Annotated in this window: 17 protein-coding genes; 13 read left to right on the top strand and 4 right to left on the bottom strand. The window is 65.8% G+C overall.

Annotated elements, in window-relative coordinates; genetic code table 11:
* Positions 1 to 294: 294 nt before the first annotated feature.
* The 3 genes from ACTEK7_RS31505 (at position 295) to ACTEK7_RS31515 (ending at position 5,823) form a co-directional block, all read left to right on the top strand.
* Entirely contained in the window at positions 295 to 921 is a 627-nt protein-coding gene (locus ACTEK7_RS31505; RefSeq protein ID WP_345944098.1) for a FecR family protein, read from the top strand.
* Between the two features lie 65 nt (positions 922 to 986).
* A complete protein-coding gene (locus ACTEK7_RS31510; protein WP_225147595.1) occupies positions 987 to 1,892 on the top strand; it encodes a tetratricopeptide repeat protein in 906 nt (301 codons plus the stop codon).
* 214 nt (positions 1,893 to 2,106) lie between these two features.
* Entirely contained in the window at positions 2,107 to 5,823 is a 3,717-nt protein-coding gene (locus tag ACTEK7_RS31515) for a tetratricopeptide repeat protein (RefSeq protein ID WP_225147594.1), read from the top strand.
* 188 nt (positions 5,824 to 6,011) lie between these two features.
* On the opposite strand, the gene fliP is transcribed toward ACTEK7_RS31515, so the two are convergent.
* Together fliP and ACTEK7_RS31525 are read right to left on the bottom strand one after the other, a co-directional pair.
* The gene (fliP, locus tag ACTEK7_RS31520) at positions 6,012 to 6,770 is read right to left on the bottom strand and encodes a flagellar type III secretion system pore protein FliP (protein WP_036027911.1); all 759 of its coding nucleotides are present in this window, start codon (positions 6,768 to 6,770) and stop codon (positions 6,012 to 6,014) included.
* Positions 6,767 to 7,741 (bottom strand): flagellar biosynthetic protein FliO, encoded by a 975-nt coding sequence (locus ACTEK7_RS31525; protein ID WP_225147593.1) that lies wholly within the window; start codon positions 7,739 to 7,741, stop codon positions 6,767 to 6,769. The genes fliP and ACTEK7_RS31525 overlap by 4 nt, the downstream gene beginning before the upstream one ends.
* A gap of 350 nt (positions 7,742 to 8,091) precedes the next feature.
* Between ACTEK7_RS31525 and flgB the strand changes: the two genes are divergently transcribed.
* From flgB to ACTEK7_RS31575, 10 genes are all read left to right on the top strand, one after another.
* A complete protein-coding gene (gene flgB, locus ACTEK7_RS31530) occupies positions 8,092 to 8,496 on the top strand; it encodes a flagellar basal body rod protein FlgB (protein WP_036013075.1) in 405 nt (134 codons plus the stop codon).
* Positions 8,497 to 8,515: 19 nt separating this feature from the next.
* Positions 8,516 to 8,941, top strand: a complete 426-nt coding sequence (flgC, locus tag ACTEK7_RS31535) for a flagellar basal body rod protein FlgC (RefSeq protein WP_036013073.1) — start codon at positions 8,516 to 8,518, stop codon at positions 8,939 to 8,941.
* Positions 8,942 to 8,957: 16 nt separating this feature from the next.
* Positions 8,958 to 9,272: a flagellar hook-basal body complex protein FliE gene (gene fliE / locus ACTEK7_RS31540; protein WP_157280796.1), complete on the top strand. Its 315-nt coding sequence runs from the start codon at positions 8,958 to 8,960 to the stop codon at positions 9,270 to 9,272.
* A gap of 107 nt (positions 9,273 to 9,379) precedes the next feature.
* On the top strand, positions 9,380 to 9,643 hold the full coding sequence (gene fliQ, locus ACTEK7_RS31545) for a flagellar biosynthesis protein FliQ (protein ID WP_025037372.1): 264 nt from the start codon (positions 9,380 to 9,382) through the stop codon (positions 9,641 to 9,643).
* A 17-nt stretch (positions 9,644 to 9,660) separates the two neighbouring features.
* Positions 9,661 to 10,431 carry a flagellar biosynthetic protein FliR gene (fliR, locus tag ACTEK7_RS31550; RefSeq protein WP_027575944.1) on the top strand — a complete coding sequence of 257 codons (771 nt, stop codon included), beginning with the start codon at positions 9,661 to 9,663 and terminating at the stop codon, positions 10,429 to 10,431.
* A 13-nt stretch (positions 10,432 to 10,444) separates the two neighbouring features.
* On the top strand, positions 10,445 to 11,524 hold the full coding sequence (flhB, locus tag ACTEK7_RS31555) for a flagellar biosynthesis protein FlhB (protein WP_036013070.1): 1,080 nt from the start codon (positions 10,445 to 10,447) through the stop codon (positions 11,522 to 11,524).
* A 155-nt stretch (positions 11,525 to 11,679) separates the two neighbouring features.
* On the top strand, positions 11,680 to 14,268 hold the full coding sequence (cckA, locus tag ACTEK7_RS31560; RefSeq protein WP_036013067.1) for a cell cycle histidine kinase CckA: 2,589 nt from the start codon (positions 11,680 to 11,682) through the stop codon (positions 14,266 to 14,268).
* Positions 14,269 to 14,498: 230 nt separating this feature from the next.
* Positions 14,499 to 15,512 carry a Tim44 domain-containing protein gene (locus tag ACTEK7_RS31565; RefSeq protein ID WP_036013065.1) on the top strand — a complete coding sequence of 338 codons (1,014 nt, stop codon included), beginning with the start codon at positions 14,499 to 14,501 and terminating at the stop codon, positions 15,510 to 15,512.
* Between the two features lie 144 nt (positions 15,513 to 15,656).
* Positions 15,657 to 16,337, top strand: coding sequence for a lectin (locus ACTEK7_RS31570; protein ID WP_036013064.1), 681 nt, complete (start codon positions 15,657 to 15,659; stop codon positions 16,335 to 16,337).
* Between the two features lie 206 nt (positions 16,338 to 16,543).
* Entirely contained in the window at positions 16,544 to 17,251 is a 708-nt protein-coding gene (locus ACTEK7_RS31575) for a glutathione S-transferase (protein WP_036013061.1), read from the top strand.
* A 22-nt stretch (positions 17,252 to 17,273) separates the two neighbouring features.
* Here the strand turns inward: ACTEK7_RS31575 and ACTEK7_RS31580 are convergent, their stop codons facing one another.
* Positions 17,274 to 17,948, bottom strand: coding sequence for a methyltransferase family protein (locus ACTEK7_RS31580; RefSeq protein WP_036013059.1), 675 nt, complete (start codon positions 17,946 to 17,948; stop codon positions 17,274 to 17,276).
* A 116-nt stretch (positions 17,949 to 18,064) separates the two neighbouring features.
* Positions 18,065 to 18,238, bottom strand: a complete 174-nt coding sequence (locus ACTEK7_RS31585) for a hypothetical protein (protein ID WP_167361693.1) — start codon at positions 18,236 to 18,238, stop codon at positions 18,065 to 18,067.
* Positions 18,239 to 18,304 lie beyond the last annotated feature (66 nt).

Here is an 18,304-nt window from a genome sequence, read left to right on the forward strand (position 1 = left end):
AAAATCATCAAGTCTGGGCCAGAGAGACGCATGGCGCGGGGACGGCGGCGCGTAATGCCATTCCCGGCGCGTATCCCTCCCGCTAAAGTGATTAAATTGACAAACGAGAGCTTATTTAATTTGTGGCGCTTCCGTAGCGTTACGGTAAATTAGGACGATTAAAATTATTAAACAAGAAATTTATTTATTGCGACCGCGCTTCGCGGTTCAAGAGCGGTTCAAGAAATGAGCCGCCGCTAGTCGATAGGATCTTCTCGGAAAGGGCGGATCATGTGCAGACCTACGACAGCCGCTTTGGCGACCGGCTTGGTCTTGGCGCTAGCCAATTTCTCGCCGAGTGCGGCTCAAGCGCAAGTCGATTCCACCGGGCCCGCCGTCGCCAGCTCGTCTTCCAAACCGATCGGGAAGGTGGCGACGGCCACAGGCTCCGTCACGATCGAACATGCGGGCGCAGTGATCGTTCAAGCGAATGTCTCAAGTGAGTCCGGCCTGGCCAAGAGGGGTGATCCCGTATATCTTGGTGACGTGGTGCTGACCGGAGACGACGGCCGGGTCGGAATAAATCTTAGCGACGGCAGCTCGTTCAATTTATCGAGCAACGCCCGTATGGTGCTGGATCACTATGTGTATGAGCCGGCCGGCAAGTCCAACGCGACCCTGTTCAGTCTTGCCAAGGGAACGTTCACTTTTGTTGCGGGCAATGTTGCGAAGACCGGCGATATGAAGGTCGATACGCCCGTTGCCACGTTGGGGATCCGAGGTACGACGCCGCACATCGAGATTTCTGATGACGGGTCAGCCAAATTTTCGACGCTGATCGAAGAGGGCAAAAGCAAGGTCCTGAAGAAGCCGCCGGCCGGCGCGGCGCCGGAGCCCGATCGAAGCGCCAATCGCAGGCTCATTATCTGTCGGGGATGCTGAGAAGTTTGCTCGGCCGAAGCCGCCGTGATGCCGGCGCAGCGTCCGGCCCGGCAGAGAGACGCAACATGAGTGCTTCGTTTCGCTCGCGGAGTTCGGCGCTTGGTGTGAAAATCGCACGGGCCAGTGTCATCAGGGCAGGGATGCTCATTCTGATCGTTGGACTCTCCGGTTCGTCAGGCTTGGCGCAGACGTCGAAGAAGAGCAGCTCACTCAAGAATATCGAGCTATGTAACGGGTCAGATCGGGTCTCGCCCGAAGCTCGCATCGAGGCCTGCACGGCCTTTATCGATGCGGGCGAGGGGAGCACAAATGGCTTTGCCGTCGCCCACAACAACAGGGGCAATGCCCATAGCGCCAAAGCCGACTACGAAGGCGCGATCAAGGATTTCGTCGCAGCGACCCGGCATAACCCGAATTATGCGAAGGCCTTCAACAACCTCGGAGTGGCCTATCTGAGGACGGGCTCGCACGACCTTGCCCTTGGCGCTTTTCAGGAGGCGCTGAAGCTCAACCCCAACTATGCCACTGCCTTTGCCAACCGTGCGGCAGCGTTCTTGAAGAGGAATGCGTACGACCGTGCAGCGCAGGACTATGACGAAGCAATTCGCCTTGACCCGAAGCTGGAGGCGGCCTGGAGCGGACGCTGTTGGGCCCGGGCCATCCTCGGCGCCTTGCAGGCTGCGATGGAGGATTGCGAGATGGTGCTTCGATCGGGAGCGGGTAACGCCGCGATATACGATTCGCGAGCCCTGATAAATCTGAAAATGGGACAACTCTCCGCGGCTATCGACGACTACAACGCGGCGCTGCGGTACGCCCCCAAGCTGGCGAGCGCGCTGTACGGTCGCGGGGTCGCCAGATTCAAGCTCGGCGACACAGACGGCGGCAATAGCGATATCTCGGCGGCCAGAAGGATCGAGGCCGGAATCGCCGAAGATTTTGTCCGCTATGGGGTGCCGCAAAGGGACTGACAGGCCGCGACATCGTGCAGCCGTTAACAACTGCTTAACCGCCTGCGTCTCAAATTCAAACTCGCGGAACGGCCCCCGCTCCATCCGGCACGGCATGCTGTTCCCGCAAATCAAGACATAGCATTAACAAGTCCTTAATTGGCGAGACCTACAGTCGACGGCACGGGCCGGCGCCAGTGCCGGCATGCCCGCCGAACCGGAAGAAATGCCGCCAATGGCGCGAGAGGCTGCCGCTGGATTTGTGTCGCGAGCCCGCGCATCGGCGCGGGGCTTGTCGCGTCACGCCCGCGCCGCGGCCTTGCTGGCGGCCTGTCTCCTGCTTGGCCTTGCGGCGCCCGGCCGGGCGGCCGATCCGATCAGGGGCGAGGCGACGTTTTCAGCCGGTGGCGGCTTTGCCCGTCTGGTCATCAAGCTCGGCGAGGACGTTCCCTCCGAGGTGACGACCGCGGGCTCGATCCTCGTCATCCGCTTCGACCGGCCCGTCGATGTGCCCGTCGAGCGCATTCCGGAAGGCGCGCCCGATTACGTCAATTCCGCCCGCCGCGACCCTGACGGCGGCGCCATCCGCCTGTCGCTGGCGCGGCGCGTCACCGTCAACACCATGAACGCCGGCGAGCGCACCTTCATCGACCTGCTGCCCGAGGGCTGGAAGGGGCCGCCGCCGAGCCTGCCCATGGACGTGGTCAAGGAGCTTGCCGAGCGGGCACGCGCGGCCGAGCGTGCGCTGCGCGCCCAGCGTGCCGCCGCGGAGTCCAGGAAGCGTCCGCCGATCCGCGTGCGCGCCTCGGTGCAGCCGACCTTCGTGCGCTTCGTGTTCGAGATGCCCGACGGGGTCGGCGTCTCCTCCGTGCTCAACGAGCAGAAGCTGACGCTCGTCTTCAACGCCAATCTCAATTTCGACCTGGCGGACGCGGTTCTCGCCGCGCCGCCGAACGTCGCCTCGATCAAGCAGAAGTCCGATATCGACCAGACCAATGTCGAGATCGCGCTGATCGGCGATGCCGACGTGCATTCGTTCCGCGACGAGAAGAACTACGTCGTCGACGTCTCCTTCCAGCCCGACAAGGGGAAGTTGGCGGCAACGCCCGAGGCGACGATCGCGCAGATGAAGCCGGTCGGTCGCGGGCCGGCGGCTGCCGCTGCCGCTGCACCTGCACCGGAAAAGCCCGCCGCCGAGAAGAAGGACGCCCATCGCGAGATCCCACCGCCGACCTCCGAGACGATCGCGCGCGAGGCCAGGATCGACATCAAGCCCGAGGTGAAGGTGGAAGCGCCCGCCGCGCTGCCGCCCGCCGAAGCGCCGAAACCGGCAGCCTCTCCCGCGGCCGAAGCGGCCCAACCGCCCAAGGAAGCTGCGAAGCCGGCGGCTGCGCCTGCGCACGTCGAAGCGCCCAGGGAGGTCGCGAAGGAACCGGTCAAGGATGCCGCCAAGGATGCTGGCAAGGATGCTGCCAAGGCTGTGCCGGCGGAGGTGCCGGTCGCGCCCGCGATTGCCAGCGTCGATGCGCGCCGCGACAGCGACGGCTTGCGCGTGACGTTCCCGTTTCAGGTCGCAACGCCGGCGGCGGCGTTCCGCCGCGGCGACACCGTGTGGCTGGTGTTCGATACGCCGAAGCTCGTCGATGTCGAGGCGATCCGCACCAAGGGCGGCGCGATGATCGGCGAGGTCGGCCGCGTCCCGCTCGACAAGGCGCAGGCGGTGCGCATCCGTCTCACCCGTCCGCTGGTCTATTCGCTGACGAGCGAGGAGGTCGGCAAGGAGACCAACTGGATGTTGACGCTCGCCGACAAGATCCAGGCGACGCCGCTGCCGCTGATGATGTCGCGCAACATCACCGATCCCGCGCTCGCCAATATCGCGATCCCCTTCGCCAATCCGGGCCAGCTGCACAAGCTCACCGATCCCGATGCCGGCGACACGCTCTATGTCGTCACCGCGCTGCGGCCGGTGCGCGGCTTCATCAAGCGGCAGGACCTCGTCGATCTCTCGCTGCTGGAATCCGCGCACGGCATCGCGATCCGGCCGAACTCCGACGAGATCGGCGTCGAGGTCGGCTCCGACAAGGTCATTCTCGGCAAGAAGGGCGGCTTGACCCTGTCGCCGGTCGACATCTCGGCCGAGCGGGCGCCGACCGCCGTGCGCCCGATCTTCAGTCCCGAAGGCTGGCGCAAGGGCCAGTCGGAAAACTTCATGGCGCGCCAGGGCGAACTGATGACGGCGATCTCGGCGGTCGAGCCGGCGCTGCGTTCGCTGCCGCGGCTCGATCTTGCGCAATTCTACATGTCGCGCGCCATGTATCACGAGGCCAAGGCCGTGACCGACGTGATGCTGAGCGATCCGCTCAACAAGGAGGAGAGCGGCGCGCTGATCATGCATGCGATCGCCAACATCCTGATCGGCCGGCCGGCGCAGGGCCTGAAGGATCTCGCCAATCCTGCGATCGGCAATAGTCACGATTCCCAGCTTTGGAAGGCGCTCGCCTATGCGCGCCAGGGCAAATGGGCCGATGCGCGCGAAAAGTTCAAGAACGTCGAATTCGCCATCGCCTCGCTGCCGCTCGACATCCAGCGCATCGTGACGATGGACGCGATGCGCGCATCCCTCGAGGTGAAGGACTATGCCGGCGCCTCCAAGCGCCGCAACGAGCTCGAGGTGGTCGGTGTCCCGCCCGAAGCCGCGCCAGGCTTCGCCGTGCTGCGCGGCCGGCTCGCCGAGGCGCTCGGCCACGACAAGGATGCGCTCGACGATTACAAGCTCGCGGTCGCCTCGAATGACCGTCCGGCTGCGGCCGAGGCCAAGCAGCTCGAGATCGCGCTGCGTCAGAAGCGCGACGAGATCGGCAAGGACGAGGCGCTGCGCGAGCTCGAGACGCTGTCGATGACCTGGCGCGGCGATGCGATCGAGGTCAAGACGCTGCAGATGCTGTCGCGCCTCTATGCCGAGAACGGGCGCTACCGAGATGCGCTCACCGCCGCGCGCACCGCGACGCGGCTGCAGCCGAACGCCGAAGCCTCGCGTCAGGCGCAGGATCTCGCCTCCGAGCTGTTCACGCAGCTCTTCCTCGGGCCGAAGGGCGACGAGCTGCCGCCGGTCGAGGCGCTCGGGATGTTCTACGAGTTCCGCGAGCTGACGCCGATCGGCCGCCGCGGCGACGAGCTGATCCGCCGTCTCGCCGACCGTCTCGCCTCGATCGATCTGCTCGACCAGGCCGCCGAGCTCCTGCAATACCAGATAGATCATCGCCTCGAAGGCGCCGCGCGCGCCCAGGTCGCCGCGCGCCTCGCCATGATCTATCTCGCCAACCGCAAGCCCGACTTGGCCATCACCGCGCTGCGCGCGAGCCGCATCAGCGATCTCTCCGGGGAGCTCCGGCAGCAGCGCCTGCTGCTGGAGGCGCGTGCGCAGAGCGACGTCGGCCGTCACGATCTTGCGCTCGACATTGTCTCCAACGTCGCCGGGCGGGAAGTGCTCCGCCTGCGCTCCGACATCTTCTGGGCGGCGCGGCGCTGGCGCGAGTCCGCCGAGCAGATCGAGCTCTATTACGGAGACCGCTTCCGCGACTTCAAGCCGCTCAATGCGGTCGAGAAGAGCGACATCATCCGCGCCGCCGTCGGCTACGCCCTCGCCGACGACTCGATCGGCCTGTCGCGCTTCCGCGAGAAATACGCCCCGCTGATGAGCGAGAGCGCCGACCGTCTCGCCTTCGACATTGCGAGCAAGCCGGCCGCAGCCTCCAGCGCCGAATTCGCCGAGATCGCCAAGCTCGCTGCCAGCGTCGACACGCTCGACGGCTTCCTGCGCGAGATGAGGCAGCGCTTCCCCGACGCCACCGCCCGCGCGCCCGGCGCGCCGCAGGCCAAAGATACGAGCGACCACACCGGCTCGCTGCCCACGATCCCGGTCGTGCGGCAGATCAAGATGACGCGGTAGAGCTCGGTGCCGCGCGAAGCGCGGCCCGTGACCGCGCCACAAACTCGTCATTGCGAGCGCAGCGAAGCAATCCAGACTCTTTCCGCGGCGGCAGTCTGGATTGCTTCGTCGCAAGGGCTCCTCGCAATGATGAGGAGGGAGCGGGGGCTGCCGCTGAGAGCGGCAAGGACGCAGCAGCGAACGAAGCCTTACCCCCCGTAACTCTGCACCAGGCTCCCCGCCACCAGCGACCAGCCGTCGACCAGCACGAAGAAGATCAGCTTGAACGGCAGCGAGATCGTCGCCGGTGGCAGCATCATCATGCCCATCGACATCAGCACGGAGGCGACGACGAGGTCTATGATCAGGAACGGCAGGAACAACAGGAAGCCGATCTCGAAGGCGCGCTTCAGCTCGGAGATCATGAAGGCGGGGACGAGGATGCGTAAGGCGAGATCGTCGGGCGTGGCCGGCGGCGCCTCGCCGGAGAGATCCAGGAACAGCTTCAGGTCCTTTTCGCGCACGTTCTTCTGCATGAAGCCGCGCAGCGGCACGGAGGCGCGCTGGAACGCGTCCTCGACGCCGATCTGGTTGGCGACGAGCGGGCGGATGCCCTCGTCGTAGGATTTCTGCAGCACCGGGCCCATCACGAAGAAGGTGAGGAACATCGCGAGCGCGATGATCACCGAGTTCGGCGGGGCGGTCGCAGTGCCCATCGCGGTGCGCAGCAGCGACAGCACCACCACGATGCGGGTGAACGACGTCATCATGATCAGGATCGACGGGGCGATCGAGAGCACCGTGAGCAGCGCGATCAGCTGGATCGCGCGCTCGGTGACGCCGCCGCCACCGGCGCCGCCGCCGAGATTGATGCTGATGTCCTGGGCATGCGACGGCATTGCGAGCGAAGCCGCGCCGACCAGGACAGAAAGGAAAAGAACTCTACGCGGGAGGGCGGGCAACCTCACGAAGACGGCTTCGGACGGCCGAGCAGGGAGGCCATCTCGTCTTCGAGATTTTCAAAGCTGGTCTTTTCCGCAGCCGGCTTCGCCGGCGTAGCGGGCGGTGCCGGCGGCTCGCTGCGGGCGGCGCGCGCCGGAGCGGGCGGCGGCTCCGGCGCAACCGGAGGCGCGACCGTTTCCCCGGCCGGGCGGCGCAGGGCAGCCTCGAGCCGCTGCGCCATTTCGGCGAGATTCTGCTCGGCGCTCGAGGGCGCGGCAGCCGCTGCCGGCGGCGGAACGGGCGCAGCCTGCGGCACGGGCGGAGGAGGCGGTGGTGCCGCGGCGCGCTCGGCTCGCACCGGCGGCATCTTCATCGGCTCACTGCCGCGCGGCGGACGCGGCATCAGCGGCGGCTCGCCGCGGGCGATGCGCGGCGGCAGCGGCTCGGGCCGCGGTTCGCGCTCGGGACGTGGCGCGATCGGCTCCGGCGTAAAGCCGCCCAGAGCCGGCTCGCTGCGGCGTTCGGCCAGTGCAGGCGCAGGCCGGCGCACCTCGTCGGCGAAGGATGGCCGCGCGGGCCGCGGCGGCGGCTCGGGCATTTGCGGCTCGGGATGATCGAGCAGCTCGGGCCGCGGCGCTTCGTCGGCCCAGCCGCCGGCATCGGGCATGGGGGCAAGGCGCGGCGGTTCGGCGGCACTCGGACGTTGCGGGATCTGGTCGCGGCTGGGCGCGGCGCGAACGATGTTGGGCTCGACGACGATGTCGGTCGGGCCGCCGATCATCAGCAGATGCTCGACATTGTCGCGCCGGACCAGGACCAGCCGGCGCCGGCCATCGACCGCAGCGGCGTCGATCACGGCGAGGCGGGGCATCCGGCCGCGCTGGGTGTTGGCGCCGATGCGGCTACCGGCGAATCGGCGAACCAGCCATGCAGCGACGCCGATCAACGCCAGAACGACGATGAACGCGACGATGAAGGTGATAGGGCTGCCTTGCATACTTGTCCCCGACAAATGGCGCTTTTTTCGTGCCCATGGTCAGTCGAATCGACCACCGGCGGACGATGCCCCAAACTGCGATTTCTTAACGTTCCACGGCAAGTTTTGCCGTCCCCAACTCTTAATAACCCATGAATCGCCCGATCCAAAACGACTTCTTGCCCTGTGCACGTCTCGCCAAACGGCTGGGTTAATGCCACTTTTCGCGGCGTCGAATGGCGGGGCGCAAGAATCAGTTTCGGCTGGGGACATGCATCACGACCGGTCCTTAACCAGCTGTTAACCATACAGGCGGCAAATTCTGCCTAGCGGCGGTCCCTAGGGCCGTCGGGGCGGAGGGAGCCGCGACCATGTCCATCAACGATATTCCGGAACTGTCGGTGCTTCGCACCAAGATGCAGTGGCATCAGGAGCGCCAGCGCGTCCTGTCCGAGAACGTCTCCAATTCCGACACGCCGAAATTCCGGCCGCGCGACCTGGTCGAGCCGAAGTTCGACAAGGCCGGCGCCGTCACCGGGTCCATGGGGCCCTTGGTCCTGACCCGGACCAGCGCCTCGCATTTGGCGCCGTCGGGGGCCCCTTCCGCCTTCGACCAGAACAAGAACGCGGGTTTCGAGACCCGCCCCGCCGGCAATGCCGTCAATCTCGAGGAGGAGATGATGAAGGCCGCCAGCAACCAGATGGACTACGCCGCGGTGACCTCGCTCTATTCGAAGAGCCTGCGCCTGCTCAAGACCGCGATCGGCAAAGGTTAGGCCCTAAAGGAGGCGGATCATGGCAAATGACAGCAGCGACTTCGCCCGCTCCATGGCAATCGCGACCTCGGGCCTGCGCGCGCAGGCCGGCCGCATGCGGGTGATCTCGGAGAACATCGCGAATGCGGACTCGACGGCGCAGACCGCCGGCGGCGATCCCTACCGGCGCAAGGTGCCGACCTTCTCATCCGCGCTCGACCGCACGCTCGACGCGCAGGTCGTCACCCTCGGCAGGATCAAGCCCGACCAGTCCGCCTTCCGCGTCCGATACGAGCCGAACAATCCGGCTGCGGATGCCAGCGGCAACGTCAAATATCCCAACGTGAACTCGGTGGTCGAGATGACCGACATGCGCGACGCGCAGCGGTCCTACGAGGCCAACCTCAACATCATCAGTGCGACGCGCCGGATGATCCAGCGCACGCTCGACATCCTCAAGAGCTGAACAGGACATTTGAGCCATGGCATCACCGACAATTGCCGCCAATGCTTACGCCAGCCTCGCCCGCGTGCTGGAGAACACCGGCACCGGCGCCGGCAAGGGCAGCGAACCGAACGGGCAATCCTTCGCCGCGCTGCTGAAGGACGCCGTCGGCAGCGTCGTGGAATCCGGTCGCAAGTCCGACGCGCAGACGGTGGCGATGGCCTCCGGCAAGGCCAACGTGATGGACGTGGTTACGGCGGTCGCCGACACCGATGTCGCGGTGTCCACGCTGGTCTCGGTCCGCGACCGCGTCATCGCGGCCTATGAAGACATCATGAAGATGCCGATCTGATTTGAAGCGAATGGCGAGTGGCGAATGGCGAGCTCTGGCCACCATACGCTACTCGCGATTCGCTACTCGCTTCTCGCGCCTTCCTCTAACCCCATCGGAACCTCCAAATGACCGGACCCGAGACCCTCGACGTCGCGCGCGATGCGATCTGGACCATCGTGATCGTGTCGTCGCCGCTGATGGTGGTCGGCCTCGTGGTCGGCGTCATCGTGTCGCTGTTCCAGGCGCTGACGCAGATCCAGGAGCAGACGCTGATCTACGTGCCGAAGATCCTCGCGATCTTTGCCACGATGCTGTTGGCGCTGCCGTTCATGGCCGATTCGATGCACGCCCACATGCTGCGGATATCGTCGCGAATCATAGGCGGCTGAGGCACTATGCGTGAATTATGCGCATCGACGTCTCGTTGCTGCCGGCGCTCGCCGCTTCCTTCATGCTCGCCTTCGCCCGGGTCGGCGCGATGGTGATGCTGCTGCCCGGCCTCGGCGAGACCAACATCCCGACGCGGATCAAGCTGTCGATCGCGCTGTTGCTCACGCTGATCATCCTGCCGCTGCATCGCAACGCCTATCAGGTCGACATGGGCTCGCTGGCGCCGCTGCTGGTGCTGATGCTGCATGAGATCGCGATCGGCATCGTGCTCGGCGCGACCGCGCGCGTGACGTTGTCGGCGCTCCAGGTTGCGGGATCCGTGATCGCGCAGCAGATGGGGCTCGGCTTCGTCACCTCGGTCGATCCGACGCAGGGCCAGCAGGGCGTGCTGGTCGGCAACTTCCTGACCATGCTGGGCGTGACGCTGCTGTTTGCCACCGACAGCCATCATCTGGTGATCGCGGCGCTGAACGACAGCTACACGATCTTCTCGCCGGGCGAGACCGTGTCGAGCGGCGACGTCGCCTCGCTTGCGACGCGTGCCTTCGCCGCCGCGTTCCGTCTCGGCCTGCAGCTCTCCGGGCCGTTCCTGGTGTTCGGCCTCGTCTTCAATATCGGACTGGGCGTGCTGGCGCGGCTGATGCCGCAGATGCAGGTCTATTTCGTCGGCGTGCCGCTGTCGATCTTCGCGGGCTTCCTGGTGCTTGCCGTGGTGCTCACCGCGATGATGGGCACCTTTCTCGACTACTTCATCGGTGTCATGCACCAGATGATGCCGCTCAAGTGAGGGGGATCGATCGGTGGCGGAAGACAACGATCCCGAAAGTCAAACAGAAGACCCGACGCAAAAGCGCCTCGACGATGCGCTCGAACGCGGCGACGTCGCCAAGAGCCAGGAGATCAACACCTGGTTCATGATGGCGGGCGGCACGCTCGTCGTCTCCACCTTCTCGGGCTCGGTCGGCAGCGGGCTGCTGACGCCGATGCGCAACCTGCTTGCCAATTCCTGGATGATCAAGACCGACGGCAAGGCCCTGCTGGCGCTGATGCAGCAGATCGAGCTCGCCGTGCTTGCCGCGGTCGGCGTGCCCCTGTTGATGCTGGTGCTGGCGGCCATCGCCGGCAACATGCTGCAGCACCGGCTGGTCTGGTCGGCCGAGTCCCTCAAGCCCAAATTCAACAAGATTTCGCCCGGCGCCGGCTTCAAACGCATCTTCGGCAAGCAGGCGGCCGCCAATTTTCTCAAAGGCATCGGCAAGCTCGTCGCCTTGGCCGTGGTCATGACCATGATCCTGTGGCCGGAGCGGCACCGCATGGAGGCGATGGTCAGGCTCGATCCGGCCGCCATGCTCGGCGCCAGCACCAGCATGACCATCCAACTGCTCGGCGCGGTGGTCGCCGCGCTCGCGATCGTCGCCATCGCCGACTATTTCTTCCAGTACCGAAGTTGGTTCCAGCGGCAGAAGATGTCGCTCCAGGAGATCAAGGAAGAGTACAAGCAGTCCGAAGGCGACCCCCACATCAAAGGCAAGATCAGGCAACTCCGGCAGCAGCGCGCCAAGAAGCGCATGATGGCGGCGGTTCCCAAGGCCTCCGTGATCATCACCAACCCAACCCACTATTCGGTAGCGCTGTCCTACGAGCGCGGCATGACCGCGCCGATCTGCGTCGCCAAGGGCGTCGACAATCTCGCCTTCAAGATCCGGGAGATCGCGCGCGAGCACGACATCCCGATCGTGGAGAACGTGCCGCTGGCCCGCGCGCTCTACGCCACAGTGGACATCGACCAGGAGATCCCGACCGAGCACTACCATGCCGTCGCCGAAGTCATCGGCTACGTCATGCGCCTGAAGCGCGGATTCAGCGCCGGGCGGGGATAAGATGCCCGAAAAGAACCGGAAATGGCCGTAATCTGGGAATCAGCGTACCTTTTGCCGCTGCTGCCCTTGCACCTCAGGGTCCGATTCAGGCAGGGAGGACCCCACGCGCCCGGTGGCGCGTTGATTCTCTGCCGACAGGCTGCGCCAGCTCGAGAATGACCGCCGAGACCGACCACGACCTCACACGCGAGCCCGTTGCGGCGCACGAGCCGTCGCCGCGCTCGGGCAGCATTGCGCTGGTGCTGCTGGTGGCCGCCGGCCTCGTCGCCGTGGCCGTCGGGCTGATGACGCTCGGGCGCGCGCAGGCGCAGCCCTATATCCTCGGTATCCTCGCCGTGCTGGCGATGGTCGGCCTGTTCAACCTGTTCGCCTTCGCCGCCGGCATCATCCGCTTCGCCGACCGCAATCTCGACGATCCCGTCATCGGCCGCATCTCCGATCACGCCTTCGACGGGCTCGCGGTCACCGACGCGCGCGGACACGTGGTCTACTCCAATGCTGCCTATCTGACGCTGACCGGCGCCACCGGCCCGCAGGACGTGCGCCCCGTCGAGCGCGTCTTCATCGGCAATCCCGACGTCTCGGAAGCCGTGTTCCGGCTGCTCAAGGCCGCCCGCGAGGGCAAGCGGCAGCAGGAAGAGGTGCGCATCTCCGGCCATGACGGCAATCAGGGCCGCTGGCTGCGCATGCGCGTGCGCCCGCTCGGCACCGGCAAGCGCGAGGCGAAATACGCGGTGTGGTCGATCGCTGACATCACGCGCGACCGCGAACGCCAGGAGGACGTGTTCCAGGAGCTCCAGCACGCGATCGAATATCTCGATCACGCCCCGTGCGGCTTCTTCTCGGTCAATCCGGCCGGCGAGCTCGCCTATGTCAACGCGACATTGGCGAACTGGCTCGACTACGACCTCGCCGAGATCGGCTCCGGCGGCCTGAAGCTTACCGATATCGTCTCCGGCGACGGCGCTTCGCTCTTGACCTCGATCGTGGCGGTGCCGGGCGAGGTGAAGACCGAGGTGTTCGACATCGACCTGCGCATGCGCACCGGCAAGACCATGCCGGTGCGGCTCTATCACAAGCTCGCCTTCGGCGCCGACGGCGCGCCGGGGCCCTCGCGCACGCTCGTGATCAGCCGCGCCCGCGACGAGCGCAGCGACCCTGATCGTGCCGCCGAAGTGCGCTTCATGCGCTTCTTCGACCACACGCCGATGGCGATCGCGACCGTCGATCGCGCCGGCAACGTGGTGCGCGCCAATGCGCGCTACGCCAAGCTCAGTCAGGCGCTGGGGCTCGACACCTCCTCCAAGTCGATCTTCCGCGCGGTCAATTCGCGCGACCGGCACCTCCTGATCGCGGCCATCAACCAGGCCGCCGAAGGCAAGGCCGATATCGCGCCGGTCGAGGTGGCGCTGGAAGGGGCCAAGGAACGCTGGGGCCAGTTCTTCGTGACGCCGGTCGATTCGGCCGAGACCGAGGCGGAAGCCGCCATCGTGCACATGCTCGAGACCACCGAGCGGCGCGCGCTGGAAAACCAGATCAACCAGTCGCAGAAGATGGAGACGGTCGGCCAGCTCGCCGGCGGCATCGCCCACGACTTCAACAACGTGCTGTCCGCCATCATGATGGCGAACGACTTCCTGCTGAACGCGCACAAGCCGACCGACCCGTCGTTCCAGGACATCATGCAGATCAAGCAGAACGCAACGCGCGCCGCCACCCTGGTGCGGCAGTTGCTGGCGTTCTCGCGGCGGCAGACGCTGCGGCCGCAGGTGCTCGATCTCGGCGACGCGCTGTCCGATCTCACCATGCTGCTGCGCCGGCTGATCGGCGAGAAGGTCAAGCTCGACCTCGTCCACGGCCGCGACCTCTGGCCGGTGAAGGTCGACGTCTCCCAGTTCGAGCAGGTGATCGTCAACCTCGCGGTGAACGCGCGCGACGCCATGCCTGACGGCGGCAAGCTGATCATCCGCACCGCCAACGTCACCAGCGACGATTCGGGCAAGCTCGCCTACAAGGGTATGCCCGCCGCGGATTATGTCCGCATCGAGGTCGCCGACACCGGCACCGGCATCCCCGCCGACATCCGCGACAAGATCTTCGAGCCGTTCTTCTCGACGAAAGAGGTCGGCAAGGGCACGGGCCTCGGGCTCTCCACCGTCTACGGCATCGTCAAGCAGACCGGCGGCTTCATCTACGTCGATTCCGAGCCGGGGCAGGGCACCTCGTTCCACATCTTCCTGCCGCGCCACATCGCCGAACCGGAGGTGCAGGTCGAGCAGCCCGCAGCCGCAATCGGCGCGACCAGCGGAGCCGCGAAGGAAGCCGCGCCCGCTGCGGCGGCAGAGGCGAAGCCGCGTACCGACCTCACCGGGCAGGGCACCATCCTGCTGGTCGAGGACGAGGAGGGCCTGCGCGCGCTCAATGCCCGCGGCCTGCGCTCGCGCGGCTACACCGTGGTCGAGGCCGAGAACGGCGTCGAGGCCATGGAGGTGCTGGACGAGCAAAGTGGCGCGATCGATCTCGTCGTCTCCGACGTCGTCATGCCGGAGATGGACGGCCCGTCGCTGTTGAAGGCCATGCGCGAGAAGAACCCCGACATCAAGTTCATCTTCGTCTCCGGCTATGCCGAGGATGCCTTCGAGAAGAGCCTGCCCGAAGGCCAGCAGTTCGACTTCCTGCCAAAGCCCTTCACGCTCAGCCAGCTGGTCGCGGCGGTGAAGGAGACGATGACGAAGCAGGGGTGAGACCTGCCGCTCTCCTCGCAATGACGGCTGGTGGGCCAGCTCGGCTCGCGGACCCGGGGAAAAGCGGAAATCGGGTCGTAAACCCGGCGGTAAGCATCCTCCAATGGTTCCCGTAAAACCCCTGTCATATATGGGCTTTTGCCACATCCCCGCGACTGAGGGCCGCAGCCGCAAGTTCCGAAACCGGCTTCACTTTTCGGGAAGTCTGACCATCTTAGGGGCACGTCCCCATGCCGGGGATTTGGGAAACGCACATGACTTTCTCGCTTCGCTCCCGGAAATTCTTCAACACGATCGCCGTCGTGCTGGCGCTTGCGCTGCCGACCGCGCTGACGATCTCGTCGGCCGACGCCCGCGCGGGTGGCGGCATGTCGTCCGGTTCGCGCGGTACGCGCTCCTATTCGGCGCCGCCGTCGACCACGACCGCACCCGGCTCGGCCTCGCAGTTCAACCGCACCTACACCCAGCCGGGCGCAGGCATGAACTCGGCCGCGACCGCGCCGGCGCGCGGCGGCCTGTTTGGCCGCGCCGGCGGCTTCATGGGCGGCCTTGCGGCCGGCTTCCTCGGCGCCGGCCTGCTCGGCATGCTGTTCGGTGGCGGCCTGTTCGGCGGCCTCGGCGGCCTGTCCTCGATCATCGGCCTGATCATCCAGATCGCGCTGGTGGTGCTCGTGGTCCGGCTGGCAATGTCCTGGTGGCAGCGCCGTCACACTCCGCGGGCGGCTTACGCCAATGCTGAGGCCGGCGCAGCGCCCGGACCGCAGACGAACTATCGCAGCGGCCTCGGTGGCGGCCTTGGTAGCGGACTCGGCGGCTTCGGCTTCGGCGCCAACAACGCGCCGCTCGAGATCAAGCCGGACGACTATGAGGCGTTCGAGCGCCTGCTCGGCGACGTCCAGGCCGCCTGGTCGAACGAGGACGTGGCCAAGCTGCACACGCTCGCGACGCCGGAAATGGTCTCCTATTTCGAGCAGGACCTCGCCCAGAACCGCGCCCGCAACGTGGTCAACAAGGTCGCGGACGTGAAGCTGTTGCAGGGCGACCTCGCGGAAGCCTGGCGCGAAGGCGAGACCGACTATGCCACGGTGGCGCTGCGCTTCGCGCTCACCGACAAGACGGTGGATCGCAACACCGGCGCAATCGTCGCCGGCAGCGAGCAGCCGGGCGAGGCGACCGAGATCTGGACCTTCGCCCGCCGGCCGGGCACAGGCTGGGAATTGTCAGCGATTCAGCAGACCAACTGATCGCGGACGAGATGAGGAATCAGGGCGTCGTGCTTCGGCACGGCGCCCTTTTCTTTTGGGCCTCTCGCAGCACGGCATCGGAATAAGCGGGGGCGCCTCGGGTTGAAGTCAGGCGGCGAACAAAAAAAACGTTGGGAGGACAGGATGATCCGTATCGAGAAATCCATGACGATTTCCGGTGTTGCGCTGGCTATTGTCTTGCTTGCTGCCCCATCGGCGCAAGCGCAGTCGGCCGACATGACCTTCTTCGTGACGTCGAACGGGCCCGGCAAGGGCGCCGATCTCGGCGGTCTCGAAGGAGCCGACGCGCAATGCCAGAAGCTTGCACAAGCGGCCGGCGCCGGCACAAAGACTTGGCGCGCCTATCTGTCGACGCAGGCCGCCGACGGCAAGCCGGCCGTCAACGCCAAGGATCGCATCGGCAAGGGGCCGTGGCAGAACGCCAAGGGCACGGTGATCGCCAAGGACGTCGCCGAGCTGCACGGCGCGACGAACAATCTCACCAAGCAGACCGCGCTCAGCGAAAAGGGTGAGGTCATCAATGGTGCCGGCGACCAGCCGAACCGGCACGACATCCTCACGGGATCGCAACCGGACGGCACCGCGTTCGCCGGGCCGGACGATCGCACCTGCAAGAACTGGACGTCGAGCACGCAAGGCGCCGCGATGGTCGGCCATTTCGATCGCCGGGGTCTGCGCGACGACGAACCCTCGAAATCCTGGAATAGCTCTCACCCCTCGCGCGGTCCCGACGGCGGCTGCTCGCAGGCCGATTTGAAGACCACCGGCGGCGACGGGCTGCTGTACTGCTTCGCGGCGAATTGAGTTTAGGGCGCTAAGTTCTTTCCAGCCGTCATTGCGAGGAGCTCTTGCGACGAAGCAATCCAGAGTCTTTCCGCAGAGGCAGTCTGGATTGCTTCGCTGCGCTCGCAATGACGGGCAGGTCGCGCGGCCGTTCCGTCTCAACCTCACGGAACCTTCAGCCACGTGCTACATTGGTCCGATCGCCTCCACGCTCACGGACCTCCCCCATGACATACGAGCTCTACTACTGGCCCGAGATCCAGGGCCGCGGCGAATATGTGCGGCTGGCGCTGGAGGAGGCGGGCGCCGCTTACGTCGACGTCGCGCGCGGTCCGCGCGGATCGGCCGCGATGATGAAGATGATGGATGCGCAGAAGGGCACGCCGCCCTTTGCGCCGCCGTTCCTGAAAGCGGGCAAGCTCGTCATCGGCCAGACCGCCAACATCCTGCTCTATCTCGGCTCCCGCCATGGGCTTGCGCCGAAGACGGAAGCCGGCAGGCTCTGGGTGCACCAGCTTCAGCTCACGATCACCGACTTCGTCGTCGAGATCCACGACACCCATCATCCGCTCGGGCCCTCGCTCTATTATGAGGATCAGAAGGCGCCGGCGAAGAAGCGCACGGCCGACTTCTGGGACGAGCGCGTGCCGAAATATCTCGGCTATTTCGAGCGGCTCCTCGCCGGGAGCGGCGGCATTTACGTGACGGGCCGGCGCCTGACCTATGTCGACCTCTCGCTGTTCCAGCTCGTCGATGGGCTGCGTTATGCTTTCCCCAAGCGCATGAAGGCGTTCGAGAAGGATGTCCCGAGCCTCGTCGGCCTGCACGACCGCATCGCCGCACGGCCCAACATCCAGGCCTATCTCGCAAGCGAGCGCCGCATTCCCTTCAACGAGCAGGGCATCTTCCGCCGCTATCGCGAGCTGGACCGATAGCGGCTTCGTGCAGTTGGCGCGTTCACCAGACGCCGGGGATGAGGCGATGGCGCACCCGCGCCGTGTAATCGGTGTAACCGGGCAGACCCTCGCGCAGCGTGCGCTCCTCGATCGGGATGCGGACCGCGAGCAAGGCGAGGAGGAACGGCATCATCGCAAGTCCCCACCACGATCCCAGCAGCAACGGCACGCCGGTGAAGAACAGGATCATGCCGCTGTACATGGGATGGCGGACATAGGCATAGGGTCCGGTCGAGATCACGTGCTGCGCGCGCTCGGCTTGCAGCTTCACCACGGGCGCGGCGAACGAGTTCTCGCGGAACACCCACATGGTGAACAGTGTCGAGCCCAGGAACAGCCCGAGTCCGAGCACCTGCAACGCCGTCGACATGTCAGAGGATCGAACACGCCGGTCGAGCCCCATCAGGACAAGCCAGGCCAGGATGGCGACGATGAACAGCGCCATGAACATCTTGTCGGCGGCGGGCTGATCCTTTTGCAGCACCGGCCGCAGGCGTTCGGCGAGCAGCGCCGGATCGGTCCGGTAGAGCCACCAGCCGCAGAGTGGGCCGAGCAGGGCGGAGGTTGCGAGGAAGGCCCAGGCCGACGGCCAATGCAGCGTCCCCGCGCACGCGAACAGCAGCGCGCCCATGCCGACGACGAACACCGTGTTCCGCAATAGCAGCCGTGCGAACATGCGCAGGTCCCGAGTGAACGGCGCATGATCCTCGTGCAGCTATCCGGCAAAGATGCGGCCGGACACGCCAAAAGCCCGATCGACCGGATCGGGCGCTTCGGTCTCGGGACGCCTGATCAGGCGAGCTGATCGATCCGCGTGCCCTGACCCGGCGGCAGCGGCGCCGGCGGCTGCGGCTTGAAGGTCGGATTCTCGTCCTTGACCTTTGTCTGATCGTCCTGCGGCTTGGTCGTGTCGTAGTTCGGAACCACGATCGCGATCGGCGGGGGCGCAACGGTAGAAACCTTCATCCGCAAATCCTCACACATGGAAACAATCAAGCCTGCCCTGCGAGGAGCGAAATTTCCTTCAAGCCA

Source organism: Bradyrhizobium sp. JHI2711 (assembly GCF_056156565.1).

Coding starts and splice junctions, on each gene's coding strand:
- ACTEK7_RS31510 (WP_225147595.1), top strand. CDS start 987: ATGAGTGCTTCGTTTCGCTCGCGGAGTTCGGCGCTTGGTGTGAAAATC.
- ACTEK7_RS31515 (WP_225147594.1), top strand. CDS start 2,107: ATGGCGCGAGAGGCTGCCGCTGGATTTGTGTCGCGAGCCCGCGCATCG.
- ACTEK7_RS31525 (WP_225147593.1), bottom strand. CDS start 7,741: ATGCAAGGCAGCCCTATCACCTTCATCGTCGCGTTCATCGTCGTTCTG.
- flgB (WP_036013075.1), top strand. CDS start 8,092: ATGTCCATCAACGATATTCCGGAACTGTCGGTGCTTCGCACCAAGATG.
- flgC (WP_036013073.1), top strand. CDS start 8,516: ATGGCAAATGACAGCAGCGACTTCGCCCGCTCCATGGCAATCGCGACC.
- fliE (WP_157280796.1), top strand. CDS start 8,958: ATGGCATCACCGACAATTGCCGCCAATGCTTACGCCAGCCTCGCCCGC.
- fliQ (WP_025037372.1), top strand. CDS start 9,380: ATGACCGGACCCGAGACCCTCGACGTCGCGCGCGATGCGATCTGGACC.
- fliR (WP_027575944.1), top strand. CDS start 9,661: ATGCGCATCGACGTCTCGTTGCTGCCGGCGCTCGCCGCTTCCTTCATG.
- cckA (WP_036013067.1), top strand. CDS start 11,680: ATGACCGCCGAGACCGACCACGACCTCACACGCGAGCCCGTTGCGGCG.
- ACTEK7_RS31565 (WP_036013065.1), top strand. CDS start 14,499: ATGCCGGGGATTTGGGAAACGCACATGACTTTCTCGCTTCGCTCCCGG.
- ACTEK7_RS31570 (WP_036013064.1), top strand. CDS start 15,657: ATGATCCGTATCGAGAAATCCATGACGATTTCCGGTGTTGCGCTGGCT.
- ACTEK7_RS31575 (WP_036013061.1), top strand. CDS start 16,544: ATGACATACGAGCTCTACTACTGGCCCGAGATCCAGGGCCGCGGCGAA.
- ACTEK7_RS31580 (WP_036013059.1), bottom strand. CDS start 17,948: ATGTTCGCACGGCTGCTATTGCGGAACACGGTGTTCGTCGTCGGCATG.
- ACTEK7_RS31585 (WP_167361693.1), bottom strand. CDS start 18,238: ATGAAGGTTTCTACCGTTGCGCCCCCGCCGATCGCGATCGTGGTTCCG.